We start from the raw sequence: 14,596 nt of genomic DNA, 5'->3' as shown, positions 1-14,596 counted from the left end.
GAGCGAGAAGCGCCGACCTGCGACTCCGTGGCCCCCGGTCGAGACCGAGGCGCCGCGGTTCCACCCGGAGGCACCGGGACCCGGTACCGAGCTGGCCATGCACTACGCGGAGTGCTTCGGGTGCGGCGATGTCGACAACGGACTGCACATGCGTTCCACCGTCGGTGACGGCGGCGTCGTGTACTCGAAGTTCCCGGTCACGCGTGCGCACCAGGGCGCGCCCGGCCTCGCCCACGGCGGGTTGCTGGCGTGCGCGTTCGACGAGGCGCTCGGATCCGCCGTCGGCAACCTGCTGCGCCGCCCCGCGGTGACCGGCAAGCTGGAAACGGATTTCCTGCGGCCGGTCCCGGTCGGGACGACGCTGTTCATCGCGGCGCGGGTGGACGGCGTGGCGGGGCGCAAGATCTACGCCAGCGCCGACGGACACCTCGACTCCGCGGACGGCCCGGTCGCGCTGCGCGCCCGCGGGCTGTTCGTCCAGGTCGGACTGGAGCACTTCACCAACCACGGCGACCCGGACGCACTCAGCAAGTTCACCCAGCAACCGCGCCGCCGCGAGGACTGGGACATCAACCCCTGACGCGGCGCGGTCAGGTGAGCGTGCGCGGCCGGACCGAGTTGGCGCGGTCGACCAGTTCGATGCGGTCGCCCGGGGTGTGCGCCAGCCGCGCCAGCGTGCGGTAGCAGCGTTCCAGTCCGAAGCGAACGTCCCGTTCGGACAGTTCGCAGCCCAGGACCTTCGCGCTGGTGCGGTATCCCGGCGGGGCGCCCTGCACGAATGCGAACGCCGCCTCGAGCACCTCAGCCGACATCCGCGTGTGCCGCTCCGCGTCCAGCCGCAGCCGTTCCAGCTTCGAGCTCGCGTCCACCAGATCGGCTTCGCTGACCGCGGTGCTGGGGCCGGCCGCGCGGGTCTTGATCTTGATGGCGGCGACCTGCGCGGCGACGTAGTGCGTGGACGCCGACGGCACCGACTCCAGCACCTCGATCGCCCCCGCCCGCGCGCCCTGCGCCAGGTACACCCGCGCCAGGCCGAAGGCCGCGCTCACGTATGCCCGGTCCGTGCGCCACACCTGCTCGTACAGCCGGGCGGCGGTGAAGTAGTCACCGATGCCCTCGGCACTCACCGCGAGCGCCAGCTTCGGCGCGATCTCGCCGGGCAGGTCGTCGTACACCGTCTCGAACGCCACGTTCGCGACACGCGGCCGCCCGCCGGCGAGCTCGATCAGCCCGCGGTGCCAGTCGATGCGCCAGTCGTGCGGGTAGCCCGCCCGGATCGCCAGGTACTGCGCCGCCTGCAGCTGACGGCTCGCCTCGGCCAGCTCGCCCAGCTCGATGCGCGCGCGGACGATCCGCAGCCGCACCTCGATCGAGTCCGGCGGCGCACCGGCCAGCGCGTCGATGGCGCTGCGCGGGTCCACGGCCGTCGTGGTGGCCAGGATGCCCGCCGCCGGGTCGTCGGTGTCCACCTGCGGGATCGGCAGGCCGGACACGACCTCGACGGCGTCCGGCAGCGGAACGGTCCAGCCCGCCTCGGGCACTACCAGGTCCACGCCGAAGGCGTTGGTCTCCGGACCGAACACAGTGGACACCGCGGGACGCGGTTTCCCGGTGCCCATCGCGATGATCTCGCGCAGCACACCGGCCAGCTGGTCGGCCATCTCCTCGGCGGAGAGGAACCGCCGGTCCGGGTCCGGGTGCGTCGCGCGCTTGAGGAACCGGTAGTAGGAGCCGAAGAGCTTGAACAGCGGCACCTGGTCCGGCGTGGGCAACCCGGCCTTGTACTTCGTGGTGTAGCCGTTGAACTCGAAGCTCAGCACGGCCAGTGTGCGGCCCACGGTGTAGAGGTCGGAGGCGACCGACGCACCGTGCGTGGTCAGCTCCGGCGCGCTGTAACCGGTGGTGAAGAACAGCGGGCTGGTGTAGTCGTCGATGCGCCGCACCGCGCCCAGGTCGATCAGCTTGAGCTGCTCGTGGGTCTGGATCACGTTGTCCGGCTTGAGATCGCAGTACAGCAGCCCCTGGCTGTGCAGGTAGCCGAGCGCGGGCAGGATCTCCAGGCCGTAGGCGATCACCTGGGCGATCGGCAGCGGTTCCGGCCGGCCGGCGGCGCGCTGGTGGGCCAGCGCGAGCTGGCGCAGCGACTGGCCGCCGATGTACTCCATCACGATGTAGCCGATGGCGTGCCCGGTGCGCGCGTCCGGGTGCTGCACGAAGTTGTAGATCTTGACGATGTTCGGGTGCTCGACCTCGGCCAGGAACCGGGTCTCGTTCACCGCCGCCGCGACGGCCGTCGGGTCACCGGTGTCGATCAGTCCTTTGAGGACGACCCAGCGGTCGTTGACGTTGCGGTCCTTGGCGAGGTAGATCCAGCCCAGACCGCCGTAGGCGATCGCGCCGAGCACCTCGTACTGCCCGCCGACCAGGTCGCCGGGCTGCAGCGTGGGCAGGAAGGAGTAGGCCGTGCCGCACTTCTCGCACACGCCCTCCGGTCCGGCCGAACCACGGCCGACCTTGGCGGAACAGTTGCCGCAGTAGCGCTTCTCCTCCGACACCACCGGGTTGGTGAGCACGGCCGACGCCGGGTCGCGGTAGGGCACCGGCGGCACTTCGACCAGCCCGGCGCCGAGACGACCGCGGCGCGATCGCCGTCCGGTGCGCCGTGCGGTGCCCGGGAACGCCCCGGTGCCGGTGCCCGGTCCGGTGCCGGGCCGGCTGCCCGAACCCGTGTGGCCACTGGACTGTTCGGGCAGCACGCTGTCGGTACCGGGGTCGGGCAGCACGCCGGGGCCGCTCGGTTCCGGCGGCGGCGCGGGCGGGCGGATCATCTCGGTCATCGGCGCCGGTGACGCGAGCACGCTGGTGAGCTGGACGTCGTCCGGCTGCACCGGCTGCGCCGGCGGGCGGACCGGTTCGATGATCTGCGTTTCGGCGGCCGAGGGCACCGGTTCGTGCAACGACGTGCGGCGGGGCTCGTCGTCGAGCGAGCCGGTGATCGGCTGGTCGTCCGGGCGTGCGTGACGCGGACGGCGCTCCTCTTCGGACACGGGTGGCGCCCCCTCAGCGGTAGGACACGGCCGGCGGCGACGCCGGGCCGAGCGCGGGCTCGATCCAGTACTTGTAGGTGTTCTGCCAGGCGCTGCCGTTGCGGACGTTCTCCAGCACGGCGTTGACGAACCGGACCATGTCGTCCTGCCCGAGCGGGATCCCCACTCCGTAGAACTCCCGGGTGAACGGCTGACCGACGACCTCGAGGTTGGGGTCCTGCCGCGCCATGCCGGCCAGGATCACATCGTCGGTGGAGATCGCGTCGACCTGGCCCTGCTGGATCAGCAGCAGGCAGTCCGACCAGTTGTTCACCGACACCGGGATCGGCCGCGGCTGCGCCTTGGCGATCGTGGCCAGCGAGGTCGAGTTCGTCGCGGCGCACACGCGCTTGCCGCCGAGGTCGGACATGCCGCGCACCCCGGAGTTCTTCGGCGCCAGCACCGCCTGCCCGGCCTGGTAGTACGGTGCGGAGAACGCGACGTCCTTCATGCGGCTGCAGGTGATGCTGTAGGTCCGGACGACGATGTCGACCTGGTGGTCCTTCAGCACCTGCTCGCGCGCCGACGACGGGATGGCCACCCACTGCACGTGGCCCTGCCAGTCGCCGAAGATCGACGCCGCGATCTGCTTGACGATCTCGATGTCGAAGCCCTCCAGGTTGCCGCTGGAGGGGTTGAGGAACCCGAACAGGAAGTTGGTCTGGTCGACACCAGCGATCAGGCGGCCGCGATCCCGGATCTTGTCCATCGTGGACCCGTTCGGGATCGAGCCGTTCGGCGACAGGCTGCGCGTGTCGCAGTTGTTGTCGGCCGAACTGCCGCTGCTGGTGTCGCCGCCGCCCACCCCGGCGGGCAACGGCGCCTGCACGTCACCGACCGGCGCCGGGTCGGCCGGCGTCCCGGCGCTGCCGCACCCGGCGGCCAGCAGCGCGACGGCCGCCACGAGAGCGGCCACCTTCCCCCGAGCCATCAGCGGTACTCCCTCAGCCTGTCACGGATCCCCATCGTGGCGCCGCCCGCCGCGACCACGGCGAGCACCGCGAAGCCCGGCGCGAGCAGCGTCAGCGCGCGGTCGCCAGCGCGGGTGTCGTCGAGGAACGACTGGCGGCCGTGCCCGATCGCGGCCACGAGCGCGTCGTCGAGGTTGGCGAACGTGGTGGCGGCGCCGCCTTGCACCGACGAGTCCACGGCGAGCTTGACCGCGTCGGAGTAGGCGCCGTCGACGTCCTTGGCCCGGATCTCCTGGTGCGTGTTCAGCCACCGCTCGGCGCTGTCGGCCGCACCCTGGACCTCGCGGGCCAGGTCACCGGTGGCGAACCCCCTCGCCTCGTCGAGCAGACCGGTCACCTGCGGGGCGAGCTCGGCGAAGTCCTGTTCGTAGCCGCCGCCGTCGCCGCGGGCGACCAGCGTCAGCATCTCGTTCGCGCGGGCCTGCAGCGCCGCGATGCGGGCGCGGACCAGCACGTCCACCTGGTGGCTGCCGTCCTCGTCGCCCGAGCTGACCAGCACGCTCTGCACGGTCACCGCCACCGCGCCCCACAGCAACGCGACGACCGTGGCCGCGGTGGCCACCACGAGCCCGACGTTGAGGACGCGGTTCGTCTTGCGCGTCAGGTACACCTGGGTCGCGACGAGCGCGCCGAGCAGGGCGAGCACCAGCAGCCCGGCCGCCCACGGGACACCGCTCGCGTCGTCCTGCTCCTCGGCCAGGCCGTCGGTGTCGATGCGGTACAGGTCCTCGGCGGCGGGCAGGATCGTCGTGCGCATCAGGTTCGACGCCTCGCGCAGGTAGGACGAGCCGACCGGGAAACCCTGCCGCTTGTTCGCGCGGGCCGTCTCGACCAGGCCGGTGTAGACGGGCAGCTGGCGGGACAGCACCTCCACCTGCGCGGCGGCCTCCGCCACACCCGCCGAGTCGGACGCGGCCCTCGCCAGCGCGACACCGGCGCGCGCGATGTCGGTGTCGTAGCGCTGGCGCAGCGGCGCCGGCTCGACGCCGATCGCGAGGAACGCGCTCGCCGCGGTCGCGTCGGCGTCCGACAGCGAGCGGTAGACCTCCTGCGAGGCGGCGGCCAGCGGTTCCCGGTGGTCGACGAGGTCGTTGATCGTGTTCTTGCGCTCCTGCAACGTGATCGTCGCGACGACCCCGGTGACCAGGGCCAGCACGACGAGCCCGACCGCGATGACCGTGAGACGGCCGGGCGTGGTGCGGGCGGAGCGCACGACACCGCGGACCGCGGCACCGGGCAGGTCGAACAGGCCGGCCAGGCCGGAGCGCGGGGCGTTCGGGGACGTGGCGGGTTCCGGCACACCACCGCCGGGGCCACCGGGCACGGCTGGCCGCGTCGCGGTAGCAGTCATCGGTTCCACCCCTCGCCCTCGAACCACACGGGCATGAAGGTACCGGACGGCACGATCTTCCGGACCGAGGTCGGCGTGATCGGCGGGCGTCGTGCGAACACCGTTATCGGAAGGCGCGCAAACGAAGGCAGCCCCCGCCTCGCAATGAGACGGGGGCTGCCGTTCGAAGTCGAATCAGAGGACGTTGACGCCGGTCGCCTGCGGGCCCTTCTGGCCCTGGCCGATCTCGAACTCAACCCGCTGGTTCTCCTCCAGGGTGCGGAAGCCGCGCCCCTGGATCTCCGAGTAGTGGACGAAGACGTCGCCGCCGCCCTCGTCGGGAGTGATGAAGCCGAACCCCTTCTCGGAGTTGAACCACTTCACGGTGCCCTGAGCCATGAAAAAATCTCCATATACTGCAAACAAAACGGCACACCGCTCCGGTGCACCGGGTCAATGACGGATCGGTTTGCCTCCCCGACCGGGGAACCACTACGCCCGCCAAATCTTGCGAGCGTGACTGAGCACGAACACAAAATCTTCGAAGACCAACGTCAGTAGATCACAGATCGGCCCGGAACGCTAGCTTTTGCGCACACGCTGGAACAGGGCGGACAGGCGGGTGTCGGGGTCGATCACGTCCGGGTCGGTGCGCACGTCGACGACGCTGGGACGCTGGTGCTGCAGCGCCCGCGTGAGGGTCGGTTCGAGCTGCTCGGGCGATTCGATCGTGTAGCCCGCCGCGCCGAACGACCGCGCCCACGCCGCGAAGTCCACCGCCGTGAGTGACACGCCGTTCAGCCGCCCGTGCTTGGCCGCCTGGTGCATGGCGATGTCGGCGTACAGGCCGTTCTGGAACACCACCACGAGGATCGGTGCGCGGTGGCGCACCGCGGTCTCCAGCTCCTGCCCGGTCATCATCGCCGCGGTGTCCGAAATCACCGCCACCACCGTGCGCTTCGGGGCCGCGAGCTTCGCGCCGAGCGCGGCCGGGACGGCGTACCCGCGCACGCCCTCCGGCGGCTCGATCTGGGTGTGCGGCTCGGTGAAGCACCAGTAGCGGTGCACGAACCGCGCGGTCTTGTCCGAGTCGGCCGTCACCACCGTGTCCTCCGGCGCGACCTTGCGCAGCACGCGGACCACGTCGGCGGGGTGCACCAGGGGGTGGTCCGGGCTGGTCTGCGGCGGGGTCATGTGGGTGTGCGTCGCGGCGTTGGCGGCCGAGCTGCGGCGCGAGCGGGCGACGCCGACCGCGACCAGCTGCTTGAGGAACGGGGCGATCTCGCAGTCGATCCGGAACGTCAGCCCGCGCCGGTGCGTGGCGGGCAGCCCGGGACCGATCACCACCAGCGTCTGCCCGGAAGTCGGGTACCGGTGGTTCTGCGTGGTCACCTCGTCCAGCCGGGTGCCGATGGCCAGCACCACGTCGGCGCGCTCCAGCGCGTCCAGCTGACCGGGCGGGATCCCGAGGCCGAGATGACCGGCGTAGCGCGCGTGGTTCTCCGGGAAGCTGTCCTGGCGGCGGTACGCGGTGTAGACGGCCAGACCGAGCTGCTCGGCGGCGGCGACCAGGTCCTTGCGGGCGGCGCGGCCGATGCCGCCGGCGATCACCACCGGGTAGCGTGAGTCCGCCAGCAACGCGGCGACCTCGTGCGCGGACCGCAGCACCGCGCCGGTGTCGTCCGGAAGCGGCTCGGGCTCGGGGATCGTGCCGTCGAACGGCGCGACCCAGAAGTCGGCGGGCACGGCCAGGACCGCCGGCCCCTTGCGCCCGGCGCGCGCGGCCCGCGCCGCCTGCGCGGCGAGCACCGGCACCTGCGCGGCCGTCTCGGCGCGCCCGGTCCACTTGGCGAACGGGCCGAACAGCGCGAGCGGGTCCAGTTCGGCGAGCCCGTCCTGGATGCCGGGACCGCTCAGCCGGACGCTCGCCCGCTCCTCGACCAGCACGACCATCGGGGTGCCGTCCTGGTAGGCGCTGCGGACGGCGACCAGGAAGTCGGCGACGCCCGGGCCCGGCCCGCCGAGCAGCAGGGCAGGCACCTCGCGCAGCTTGCCCTCGGCCTCGGCCATGAACGCGGCACCGGTGTCCTGCCGCGCGGTGACCAGCGCCAGCAGCGGCTCGAACCGGAGGGCGTCGAGGAGCTCGAGGAACGAGTCACCGGCAACGGTGTACGCACGCCGGACCCCGGCGTCCACCAGCACCCGGACCGTGATCTCGGCGACGGTCCATCTCTCTTCGTACCCGATGGGGAAAGGTTCCCAGCGCGGCGTTGGTCCGGTCAAGTGATCTTGAGATTCCCGACGAGTGAACGGTCACCCCAGAGTAGAACCGCCTAGGCTGCGGGCCGTGACCTCGTACCCGCATTGGCAGCAGGTGCCGACCCGGTGGAAGGACAACGACGTGTACGGGCACGTCAACAACGTCGTCCACTACGCCCTGATGGACACCGTGATCAACACGTGGCTCATCGAGCGGGGCGGGCTGGACATCCACGACGGCGGCGTGATCGGGCTCTGCGTCGAGTCGCACTGCAACTACCACGGCTCGGTCGCGTTCCCCGACGTGCTGTCGGTCGGCCTGCGCGTCGGGCACCTGGGCCGCAGCAGCGTCCGCTACGAGATCGGGATATTCCGGGAGGACCGCGGCGAACCGGTCGCCGAAGGTCATTTCGTGCACGTGTTCGTCGACCGCGAGACCCGTCGCCCGGTGCCGATCGAGGGGAAGCTGCGCGAGTCGCTGGCCGCGCTCAAGCCCGCGTGACACGGGCACGCCCGCGGACAGCGGCCGGGCGGCCGCAGCCCCGGCGACCGCGCCGTCGCCAGGGAAATGACCGTCGCGAATATCCGGTCCGGATTCCCGCGCCACGTCAAATGGAAGATCACGCGAATCCCCCTCGCCTGATGCGCACGTCCCTGCCCGGGGTTCATGGTGCCTCCCGGGACCGGGCGCGCCGCACCGCCGAACCGGCGGTGCGCAGGGTTTTCTGGTCTTACCCACAGTGACCGAGGTGGGGTTTCCACCACCCGTTCGCCGCGTAACAGGCTGCTCCTGGCCCCTCTGGACTGGTCATCGCCGTATCGAACACCCGGGTGCGGTACGGCCATCCGGGTGGACGCGAAAATGGTGAGAAATTGTCCGCCGGCGCTGCTCCTGCCGGCCGGTGCTGCACGGCACGCGGCTAAGCTGCGACCGGTAACGGAGTTCGACGGTGGGTGAGAACGGGTGATCACTGGGTTCGGCGTGGTCGTCGCGGCGAGCGCGGCACTGGTCGCCGTGTGGGCCTTCGTCTCCGCCGCGCGCGGCCGCGAACCGGGACGCGCCTTGCTGGTGTCGCTGGGCGTGGTCGAGGCGCTCGTCGTCGCGCAGCTGGTCATCGGGATCGTGCTGCTCATCGCCGGCGACCGGCCGCACAGCATGGTGACCTACCTGGCCTACCTCGTCGGCTCGCTGGTGATCCTCCCGGTGGGCGCGGCTTGGGCGCTGGCCGAGCGCAGCCGGTCGAGCACCGTCATCCTGGGCGTCGCCTGCCTGGCGATCCCGGTGATGGTCGAGCGGATCCACCAGATTTGGGGTGCCGGACATGGCTGAGCCTTCGCAGCAGCGGACCAGGCGCAACACCGCGACCGGCCCCGGCCGGATCCTGGTGGCCGTCTACGGGATCTTCGCGCTGGCCGCGACCTCGCGGGCGGCCGTGCAGATCTCCACGAAGTGGCACGAGGCCCCGCTGGCCTACACGCTGTCCGCGGTCGCCGCGGTGATCTACATCGTGGCGACGATCGCGCTGGCCCGCCGCGGGGAGGGCTCGTTCCGGCTCGCGGTCGCGGCGATCGGGATCGAGCTGCTGGGCGTGCTCGTCGTCGGGACGCTGAGCGTGTTCGACCAGGAGGCCTTCCCCGATGCGACCGTGTGGTCGGGCTACGGGGAGGGCTACCTGTTCATCCCGCTCGTGCTGCCGGTGATCGGGCTGCTCTGGCTGCGGCGCACCGCGTCTAGATAGCGTCGGAGCCGCGTTCGCCGGTGCGGACGCGGACGACCGTGTCAACCGGTGTCACCCACACCTTGCCGTCGCCGATGCGCCCGGTGTGGCACGCCTTGACGACCGCCTCCAGTGCGCGTTCGACGAGGTCGTCGTCGAGCAGCACCTCGACGCGCAGCTTCTGCACGAAGTCGACCTGGTACTCGGCGCCGCGGTAGACCTCGCGGTGCCCCTTCTGCCTGCCGTACCCCTGCGCCTCGGTGACGGTCATGCCGAGGATCGCGAGCCGCTCGAGGGCGTCGCGGACGTCGTCGACCACGAACGGGCGCACGACCGCGGTCAGCAGCTTCACCGATGCACTTCTCCTCCCGCGCCCACGCCGCGGCGGCTCGGGTGGACCGCCAGGTCGTAGGCGCTTTCCGCGTGTTCGGCCTCGTCGATGCCGTCCAGTTCGGATTCCCGATCGGCCCGCAGGCCGAGTGTGCGGTGGATGACCCACGCGATGACCAGCGTGGCGACGAGCGACCAGCCGAGCGCGGCCAACGTCGCGACCGCCTGACGCCACAGCTGGTCGAGGCCACCACCGTAGAAGAGGCCGTTCGCGCCCGCGCTGTTCACCCCCGTCGAAGCGAACAGGCCGACGAGGAGCATGCCGGCGAAGCCGCCGATGCCGTGCACGGCGAGCACGTCGAGCGAGTCGTCGAGGCCGAGGCGGTACTTGAGGCCGATGGCGAGCGAGCAGACGACCCCGGCGATGACGCCGATGGCGGCGGCGCCGAGGGGTTCGACGTAGCCGCAGCCGGGGGTGATGCCGACCAGGCCGGCGACCGCACCGGAGGCGGCGCCGAGGGTGGTGGGTTTGCCGTCGCGGAGTTGTTCGACGACGAGCCAGCCGAGGACGGCGGTGGCGGCGGCAACGGTGGTGTTGACGAAGCTGGTGGCGGCGACGCCGTTGGCGCCGAGGGCGGAGCCGGCGTTGAAGCCGAACCAGCCGAACCACAGCAGGCCGGCGCCGAACATGACGAAGGGCAGGTTGTGCGGGCGGGGCGCCTGGCGGGGCCAGCCGTGGCGGTTGCCGATGACGAGGGCGAGCGCGACCGCGGCGGCACCGGAGTTGACCTCGACGGCGGTCCCGCCGGCGAAGTCGAGGGCGTGCAGCTTGTTCGCGGCCCACCCGCCGTGGGGCGCCTGGTACCCGTCGAAGGCGAAGATCCAGTGGGCGATGGGGACGTAGACGACCGTCACCCACACGACGACGAACAGCAGCCACGGCCAGAACCGGGCCCGCTCCGCCACGGCACCCACCAGCAGGGCGACGGTGATGACGGCGAACATGAGCTGGAAGGCGACGAACGCGAGGAGGGGGACCTGGTGGCCGGGCGGGCCCACGGTCCGTTCGCCGAGCCCGTGCAACCCGGCGAGACCGAAGTCGCCGATGACGCCGCCGACGCTGTCCCCGAACGCGAGCGAGTAGCCGAAGAGCAGCCAGACGACGCCGACGGCCGCGAGGCACACGAAGGTCAGCACCATGACGTTCAGGACGCTCCGGGAGCGCACCATGCCGCCGTAGAACAGGGCGAGGCCCGGTGTCATGAGCATGACGAGCGCCGCCGAGACGAGGAGCCAGGCCGTGTCCCCGGTGTCGATCACTGCCCCTCAACCCGCCTCTCGGTGTTACACGTGCATATCGGCGGCGTAACGTAACCGCGACGTGTTACAGCCGTGTTGCCGGTTCATGACGGGTGGCAGCCCTCACACCGGGGGCGCCGCGTTGAGGCCCGGATGACCGTTTCGGGCGGGGGCGGCCGTGGCTTTCGGGCGGGCGGCTGTGGCGTTGGGGCGGGGGCGGCTGTGGCGCGGGTTGCCGTTCGTCGGCGCGGCGCGGACGGTCGTTACCCGCCGGCGCGGCTGGTCACCCCTGCGGCGCGTGGCGGGCGGTGGTCGCTAAGCTGAGCTTCGCGGGGCGTTAGCTCAATTGGTAGAGCTGCGGACTTTTAATCCGTAGGTTCTGGGTTCGAGCCCCAGGCGCCCCACTCTTTCGCCTGGTCAGAGCGGTTGTGGCGGTTCGCCTGTTGATCTTGGTGCCGCTTTGCTGCCGTTTTTCGACCCACCGAGCACGCGGAGCACTTCGGCCGGCTTCCGGGACGGAGCCATGCGCCCGACGTAGTGTCGGTGGTCTGCGAGACCCGCGAGTGGCCGAGCATGTCACTGGCTTCCCGGGCAGGCAGCGCCTCCGTGACCAGGGTAGCCACGGTGCGCCGGAAGGTCCGAGGGGTGAACCAGTCGCCGATCTTGTGACGTTCCCGGAAGGCCCGCCAGTCCCGCCGGAGGTTGCTCGCCTCCCGGAGGCCTCCCTTGCTGTTCGGGAAGACCCAGCCGGTCAGCTCCTCCGGCTTCACGCCCCGCTTGGCCGCAACCCGCGCCCGCCGATCAAGGGCGGCGCGCGAGCGCGCCGCCGCCGGGAACCGCACGGCCTGCCGCTCCGCTTCGGCCGGCGGTCCCGGCATCGCTTGCTCCGTCCTGGGCCACCCGTCGAGACGCCATACTGGCCCTCGTGGCGAAGTTTCCTAGCGACGCGCGGTTCCCGTTCCGCGGCCGGGTCGTTTGGCTGATGCCTGAACAGGGCGGACGCCGCTCAGGGCCTCCACGCGCCGACGACGAACACGACTACGTCGCCAACGCATTCGTCCCGCCCGAGACAGCGCGTACTGGTCTCGCGTCGTTCCTGCTGCGCAGCCTCATGCCGGGGGCGCTGGTCTCACCAGCGGAAGGGCGTTGGCTGGCGGTCGAGAACGCCAGTCCCTACCGGATCCAAACAGGAACGGTGGTTGTGATCACCGAGGGACCCAAGCCGGTCGGATACTTCCACGTCGAGGACGTCCGGAACGAATAGGGCCTCCTGCGGCCAGGGCTCCGCCCTGGACCCGGCACCGCTTCGGAGACCAGGGGAGGGGCTACCACCGGTGACCTCCTCGCGCCGCACCCGAAGGCAGCCAGCCCGGCCGGCACCGGTCAAGGGCGCTTCGCGGCCTCCGGCAGCCCCTGGACCGGCACCACCCGGACTGGCAGGGGTGAACCCGCGCCGCGAGGAGATCACCTCAGCAGGGGACCAAGAGTAGCTTCAGTCGATCTCGATGGTGAGCCCTTGTCGAGCCGCGCAGGCCAAGAGATGGTCAAGGATCGCTTCGCGTTCGCTCTCAGTCACCTCTGCTCCGTCGTCCCAACGTCGTATCTGGGCGCCAACAACGACGAAGTCGACTGGACCTTGCCGGAACCCTTCGCCTTGAAGCCGGATCGTTTGGCCTCCGACGTCCAGATCCAGATAGCCCCGAGAGGGGATGGTGATCATGGGGGTCTGCCTCCAACCATCGAGTTCTGGATTCGAGCCCAGGCGCCCCACTCTTACGCCTGGTGAGAGCGGTTCGTCCCGCTTTACCGCGTTCCGCCCGCGCTGTGCGCGGTCTCGACCACCTCGCCGCTCATTGTGCACATGATGCCGTCTGCGCCGTAGCTCGTGAACGAGGCGGAGCCGCTGTAGGTGATCGCCGGCTTTACCGCCGCCAGCCGGGGCATACCGGCACGTTTCCTGCCTAATTGCTGCCTAAGCTGCCCTCATGCTGGAAACCTCGGCGCGGCTGCTCGCGTTGCTTTCGCTCCTGCAGACGCCCCGCGACTGGACCGGCGCGGAGCTCGCCGGCCGCCTCGAGGTGAGTCCCCGCACGATCCGCAACGACATCGATCGCCTGCGCACCCTCGGCTACCCGGTCGAGGCGACCCGCGGCGCGGTCGGCGGCTACCGGCTCGGCGCGGGCGCCAAACTGCCACCCCTGCTGCTGGACGACGACGAGGCGGTCGCGGTCGCGCTCGGCCTGCGCACCGCCGCCGGCGGCACCGTGGCGGGCATCGAGGAGACGTCGCTGCGCGCCTTCACCAAACTGGAACAGGTCCTGCCGAACCGGCTGCGCGCCCGCGTCCGCGCCCTGCAGACCTACGCCGTGCCGGTGGCGCGCACCGACGACGGCCCGCGCGTCACCGCTGAGGTCCTGACCCTGCTGTCGGCCGCCTGCCGCGACCGTGAACGCCTTCGCTTCGACTACCACAGCCACGCCGGGGCGGACACGCGCCGCGTCGTCGAGCCCTACCGGCTGGTGAACTGGGGCCGCCGCTGGTACCTCGTCGGCTGGGACGTCGACCGCGGCGACTGGCGCACCTTCCGCGTCGACCGCATGACGCCGAAACCACCGGCAGGCCCCCGGTTCACGCCGCGGGACCTGCCCGAGGACGTCGTCGACCGGGTGATGCGCGGGGTGTCGTCGGCCGGCTGGCGCTACCGCGCCGACATCACCGTGCACGCCCCGGCGGAGCAGATCACCGAGCGGATCAACCCGGCGGTCGGCGTCGTCACGGCCGTCGACGCCCACACCTGCACCCTGCACACCGGCGCCGACTCGCTCGACACCCTCGCCGTGCACGTCGGCATGCTGGGCGCCGACTTCACGGTCACCGATCCACCGGAACTCGTCGAAATGATCCGGGCCCTGGCGGCGCGCTACGCCCGGGCCACGTCGTGACCGCCCCCGTCAGACCGTCCACTCCGGACGACGGCCCAGGTAGCGCAGCAGCGTGTCGACCGGGCTTCCGCCGCCGTCCACGACCGGCCCGTACGCACCGTAGGACCGCAGCGGCTCGACGATCTCCTCGGCCACCCGCAGCAACCCGGCCGCCATCTCGTCGGTGAGCGGGCTCGCCGAGCCGGTCGCCACCGCCAGGTCCCACGCGTGCACCGCGGCGTCCAGGGCGCACGCCCCGGCCGCGAGCCAGGCCGGCATCGGCCCCTGGGGAAGCGGAGTGGGGACGTCGGCCGCGTCGTCGTCCACCCCGGCCCAGGCCGCGGCCGACTCGGACAGGGTCTGCCGGACCAGGTCCGCGGCGTCCACGTCCAGCGTTCCGGACGGCGCGAACGGGTTCCAGCCCGGCCCGGGACCGCCGGTCAATGCGCTGGTGTAGGCGATCTGGTCGCCGACGGCGTGCTGCACGACCTGGGTGACGTTCCACTCCGCGCACGGCGTCGGGAGCTTCCAGCCGTCGTCCGGAATCGCCGCCACCGTGGTGGCCAGGGCCTGATGGCTCCGCTCGAGCAGTTCGCGCCAGTTGTTTTCGGTCATGGGCCAACAGTACGGCCGCAATAGGCACAGATCTTGCCTAATTTCGAACTCTCTCAGCAACACCACC

At 71.3% G+C, this 14,596-nt stretch carries 16 protein-coding genes and 1 tRNA gene; 7 read left to right on the top strand and 10 right to left on the bottom strand.

Annotated features, from left to right (window positions below):
- Nucleotides 1–97 precede the first annotated feature (97 nt).
- Nucleotides 98–580 carry a PaaI family thioesterase gene (locus FB470_RS12845; protein WP_306999230.1) on the top strand — a complete coding sequence of 161 codons (483 nt, stop codon included), beginning with the start codon at nucleotides 98–100 and terminating at the stop codon, nucleotides 578–580.
- A gap of 10 nt (nucleotides 581–590) precedes the next feature.
- Here FB470_RS12845 and FB470_RS12840 read toward each other — a convergent pair whose 3' ends face one another.
- The 5 genes from FB470_RS12840 to FB470_RS12820 all read right to left on the bottom strand — a co-directional run bounded on the left by FB470_RS12840 (nucleotide 591) and on the right by FB470_RS12820 (nucleotide 7,634).
- On the bottom strand, nucleotides 591–3,047 hold the full coding sequence (locus FB470_RS12840; protein WP_306991381.1) for a serine/threonine-protein kinase: 2,457 nt from the start codon (nucleotides 3,045–3,047) through the stop codon (nucleotides 591–593).
- Nucleotides 3,048–3,060: 13 nt separating this feature from the next.
- Nucleotides 3,061–4,017 (bottom strand): glutamate ABC transporter substrate-binding protein, encoded by a 957-nt coding sequence (locus tag FB470_RS12835; protein ID WP_306991380.1) that lies wholly within the window; start codon nucleotides 4,015–4,017, stop codon nucleotides 3,061–3,063.
- Entirely contained in the window at nucleotides 4,017–5,408 is a 1,392-nt protein-coding gene (locus FB470_RS12830) for a hypothetical protein (protein WP_306991379.1), read from the bottom strand. The genes FB470_RS12835 and FB470_RS12830 overlap by 1 nt, the downstream gene beginning before the upstream one ends.
- Nucleotides 5,409–5,582: 174 nt before the next feature.
- Entirely contained in the window at nucleotides 5,583–5,786 is a 204-nt protein-coding gene (locus FB470_RS12825; RefSeq protein WP_094006388.1) for a cold-shock protein, read from the bottom strand.
- 183 nt (nucleotides 5,787–5,969) lie between these two features.
- A complete protein-coding gene (locus tag FB470_RS12820; RefSeq protein WP_442320542.1) occupies nucleotides 5,970–7,634 on the bottom strand; it encodes a thiamine pyrophosphate-dependent enzyme in 1,665 nt (554 codons plus the stop codon).
- A gap of 100 nt (nucleotides 7,635–7,734) precedes the next feature.
- Here FB470_RS12820 and FB470_RS12815 point away from each other — a divergent pair, with 100 nt between their 5' ends.
- The 3 genes from FB470_RS12815 to FB470_RS12805 all read left to right on the top strand — a co-directional run bounded on the left by FB470_RS12815 (nucleotide 7,735) and on the right by FB470_RS12805 (nucleotide 9,385).
- Nucleotides 7,735–8,148, top strand: coding sequence for an acyl-CoA thioesterase (locus FB470_RS12815; protein ID WP_306991375.1), 414 nt, complete (start codon nucleotides 7,735–7,737; stop codon nucleotides 8,146–8,148).
- A 462-nt stretch (nucleotides 8,149–8,610) separates the two neighbouring features.
- Nucleotides 8,611–8,976 (top strand): hypothetical protein, encoded by a 366-nt coding sequence (locus FB470_RS12810; RefSeq protein WP_306991374.1) that lies wholly within the window; start codon nucleotides 8,611–8,613, stop codon nucleotides 8,974–8,976.
- Entirely contained in the window at nucleotides 8,969–9,385 is a 417-nt protein-coding gene (locus tag FB470_RS12805; RefSeq protein WP_306991372.1) for a hypothetical protein, read from the top strand. Before FB470_RS12810 ends, FB470_RS12805 begins: the two co-directional genes overlap by 8 nt.
- Here the strand turns inward: FB470_RS12805 and FB470_RS12800 are convergent.
- Nucleotides 9,378–9,716 carry a P-II family nitrogen regulator gene (locus FB470_RS12800; protein WP_306991370.1) on the bottom strand — a complete coding sequence of 113 codons (339 nt, stop codon included), beginning with the start codon at nucleotides 9,714–9,716 and terminating at the stop codon, nucleotides 9,378–9,380. The two genes, FB470_RS12805 and FB470_RS12800, sit on opposite strands and share 8 nt — an antisense overlap.
- Nucleotides 9,713–11,014, bottom strand: a complete 1,302-nt coding sequence (locus tag FB470_RS12795; RefSeq protein WP_306991368.1) for an ammonium transporter — start codon at nucleotides 11,012–11,014, stop codon at nucleotides 9,713–9,715. Before FB470_RS12795 ends, FB470_RS12800 begins: the two co-directional genes overlap by 4 nt.
- Nucleotides 11,015–11,324: 310 nt before the next feature.
- Here FB470_RS12795 and FB470_RS12790 point away from each other — a divergent pair.
- Nucleotides 11,325–11,397: transfer RNA gene (locus tag FB470_RS12790), tRNA-Lys, on the top strand.
- On the opposite strand, the gene FB470_RS35745 is transcribed toward FB470_RS12790, so the two are convergent.
- The gene (locus tag FB470_RS35745) at nucleotides 11,359–11,871 is read right to left on the bottom strand and encodes a tyrosine-type recombinase/integrase (RefSeq protein ID WP_370876663.1); all 513 of its coding nucleotides are present in this window, start codon (nucleotides 11,869–11,871) and stop codon (nucleotides 11,359–11,361) included. The genes FB470_RS12790 and FB470_RS35745 overlap by 39 nt on opposite strands.
- 47 nt (nucleotides 11,872–11,918) lie before the next feature.
- Here FB470_RS35745 and FB470_RS12785 point away from each other — a divergent pair, with 47 nt between their 5' ends.
- On the top strand, nucleotides 11,919–12,257 hold the full coding sequence (locus FB470_RS12785) for a hypothetical protein (protein WP_306991365.1): 339 nt from the start codon (nucleotides 11,919–11,921) through the stop codon (nucleotides 12,255–12,257).
- Between the two features lie 228 nt (nucleotides 12,258–12,485).
- Here the strand turns inward: FB470_RS12785 and FB470_RS12780 are convergent, their stop codons facing one another.
- Nucleotides 12,486–12,713 (bottom strand): Imm74 family immunity protein, encoded by a 228-nt coding sequence (locus FB470_RS12780; protein ID WP_306991364.1) that lies wholly within the window; start codon nucleotides 12,711–12,713, stop codon nucleotides 12,486–12,488.
- Between the two features lie 265 nt (nucleotides 12,714–12,978).
- On the opposite strand from FB470_RS12780, the gene FB470_RS12775 reads away from it, so the two are divergent.
- Entirely contained in the window at nucleotides 12,979–13,935 is a 957-nt protein-coding gene (locus FB470_RS12775; RefSeq protein ID WP_306991362.1) for a helix-turn-helix transcriptional regulator, read from the top strand.
- Nucleotides 13,936–13,944: 9 nt separating this feature from the next.
- Here FB470_RS12775 and FB470_RS12770 read toward each other — a convergent pair whose 3' ends face one another.
- On the bottom strand, nucleotides 13,945–14,529 hold the full coding sequence (locus FB470_RS12770) for a TIGR03086 family metal-binding protein (RefSeq protein ID WP_306991359.1): 585 nt from the start codon (nucleotides 14,527–14,529) through the stop codon (nucleotides 13,945–13,947).
- Nucleotides 14,530–14,596: the final 67 nt, after the last annotated feature.

The sequence above is a fragment of the Amycolatopsis thermophila genome (assembly GCF_030814215.1).
GTDB lineage: Bacteria > Actinomycetota > Actinomycetes > Mycobacteriales > Pseudonocardiaceae > Amycolatopsis_E > Amycolatopsis_E thermophila.
This window is presented reverse-complemented; position numbering and strand designations above follow the sequence as displayed.

Bases quoted from the DNA above. Each gene is read 5' to 3' on its own strand.
- FB470_RS12845 (WP_306999230.1), top strand. From the start codon at position 98: ATGCACTACGCGGAGTGCTTCGGGTGCGGCGATGTCGACAACGGACTG.
- FB470_RS12835 (WP_306991380.1), bottom strand. From the start codon at position 4,017: ATGGCTCGGGGGAAGGTGGCCGCTCTCGTGGCGGCCGTCGCGCTGCTG.
- FB470_RS12830 (WP_306991379.1), bottom strand. From the start codon at position 5,408: ATGACTGCTACCGCGACGCGGCCAGCCGTGCCCGGTGGCCCCGGCGGT.
- FB470_RS12825 (WP_094006388.1), bottom strand. From the start codon at position 5,786: ATGGCTCAGGGCACCGTGAAGTGGTTCAACTCCGAGAAGGGGTTCGGC.
- FB470_RS12805 (WP_306991372.1), top strand. From the start codon at position 8,969: ATGGCTGAGCCTTCGCAGCAGCGGACCAGGCGCAACACCGCGACCGGC.
- FB470_RS35745 (WP_370876663.1), bottom strand. From the start codon at position 11,871: ATGCCGGGACCGCCGGCCGAAGCGGAGCGGCAGGCCGTGCGGTTCCCG.
- FB470_RS12780 (WP_306991364.1), bottom strand. From the start codon at position 12,713: ATGATCACCATCCCCTCTCGGGGCTATCTGGATCTGGACGTCGGAGGC.
- FB470_RS12775 (WP_306991362.1), top strand. From the start codon at position 12,979: ATGCTGGAAACCTCGGCGCGGCTGCTCGCGTTGCTTTCGCTCCTGCAG.
- FB470_RS12770 (WP_306991359.1), bottom strand. From the start codon at position 14,529: ATGACCGAAAACAACTGGCGCGAACTGCTCGAGCGGAGCCATCAGGCC.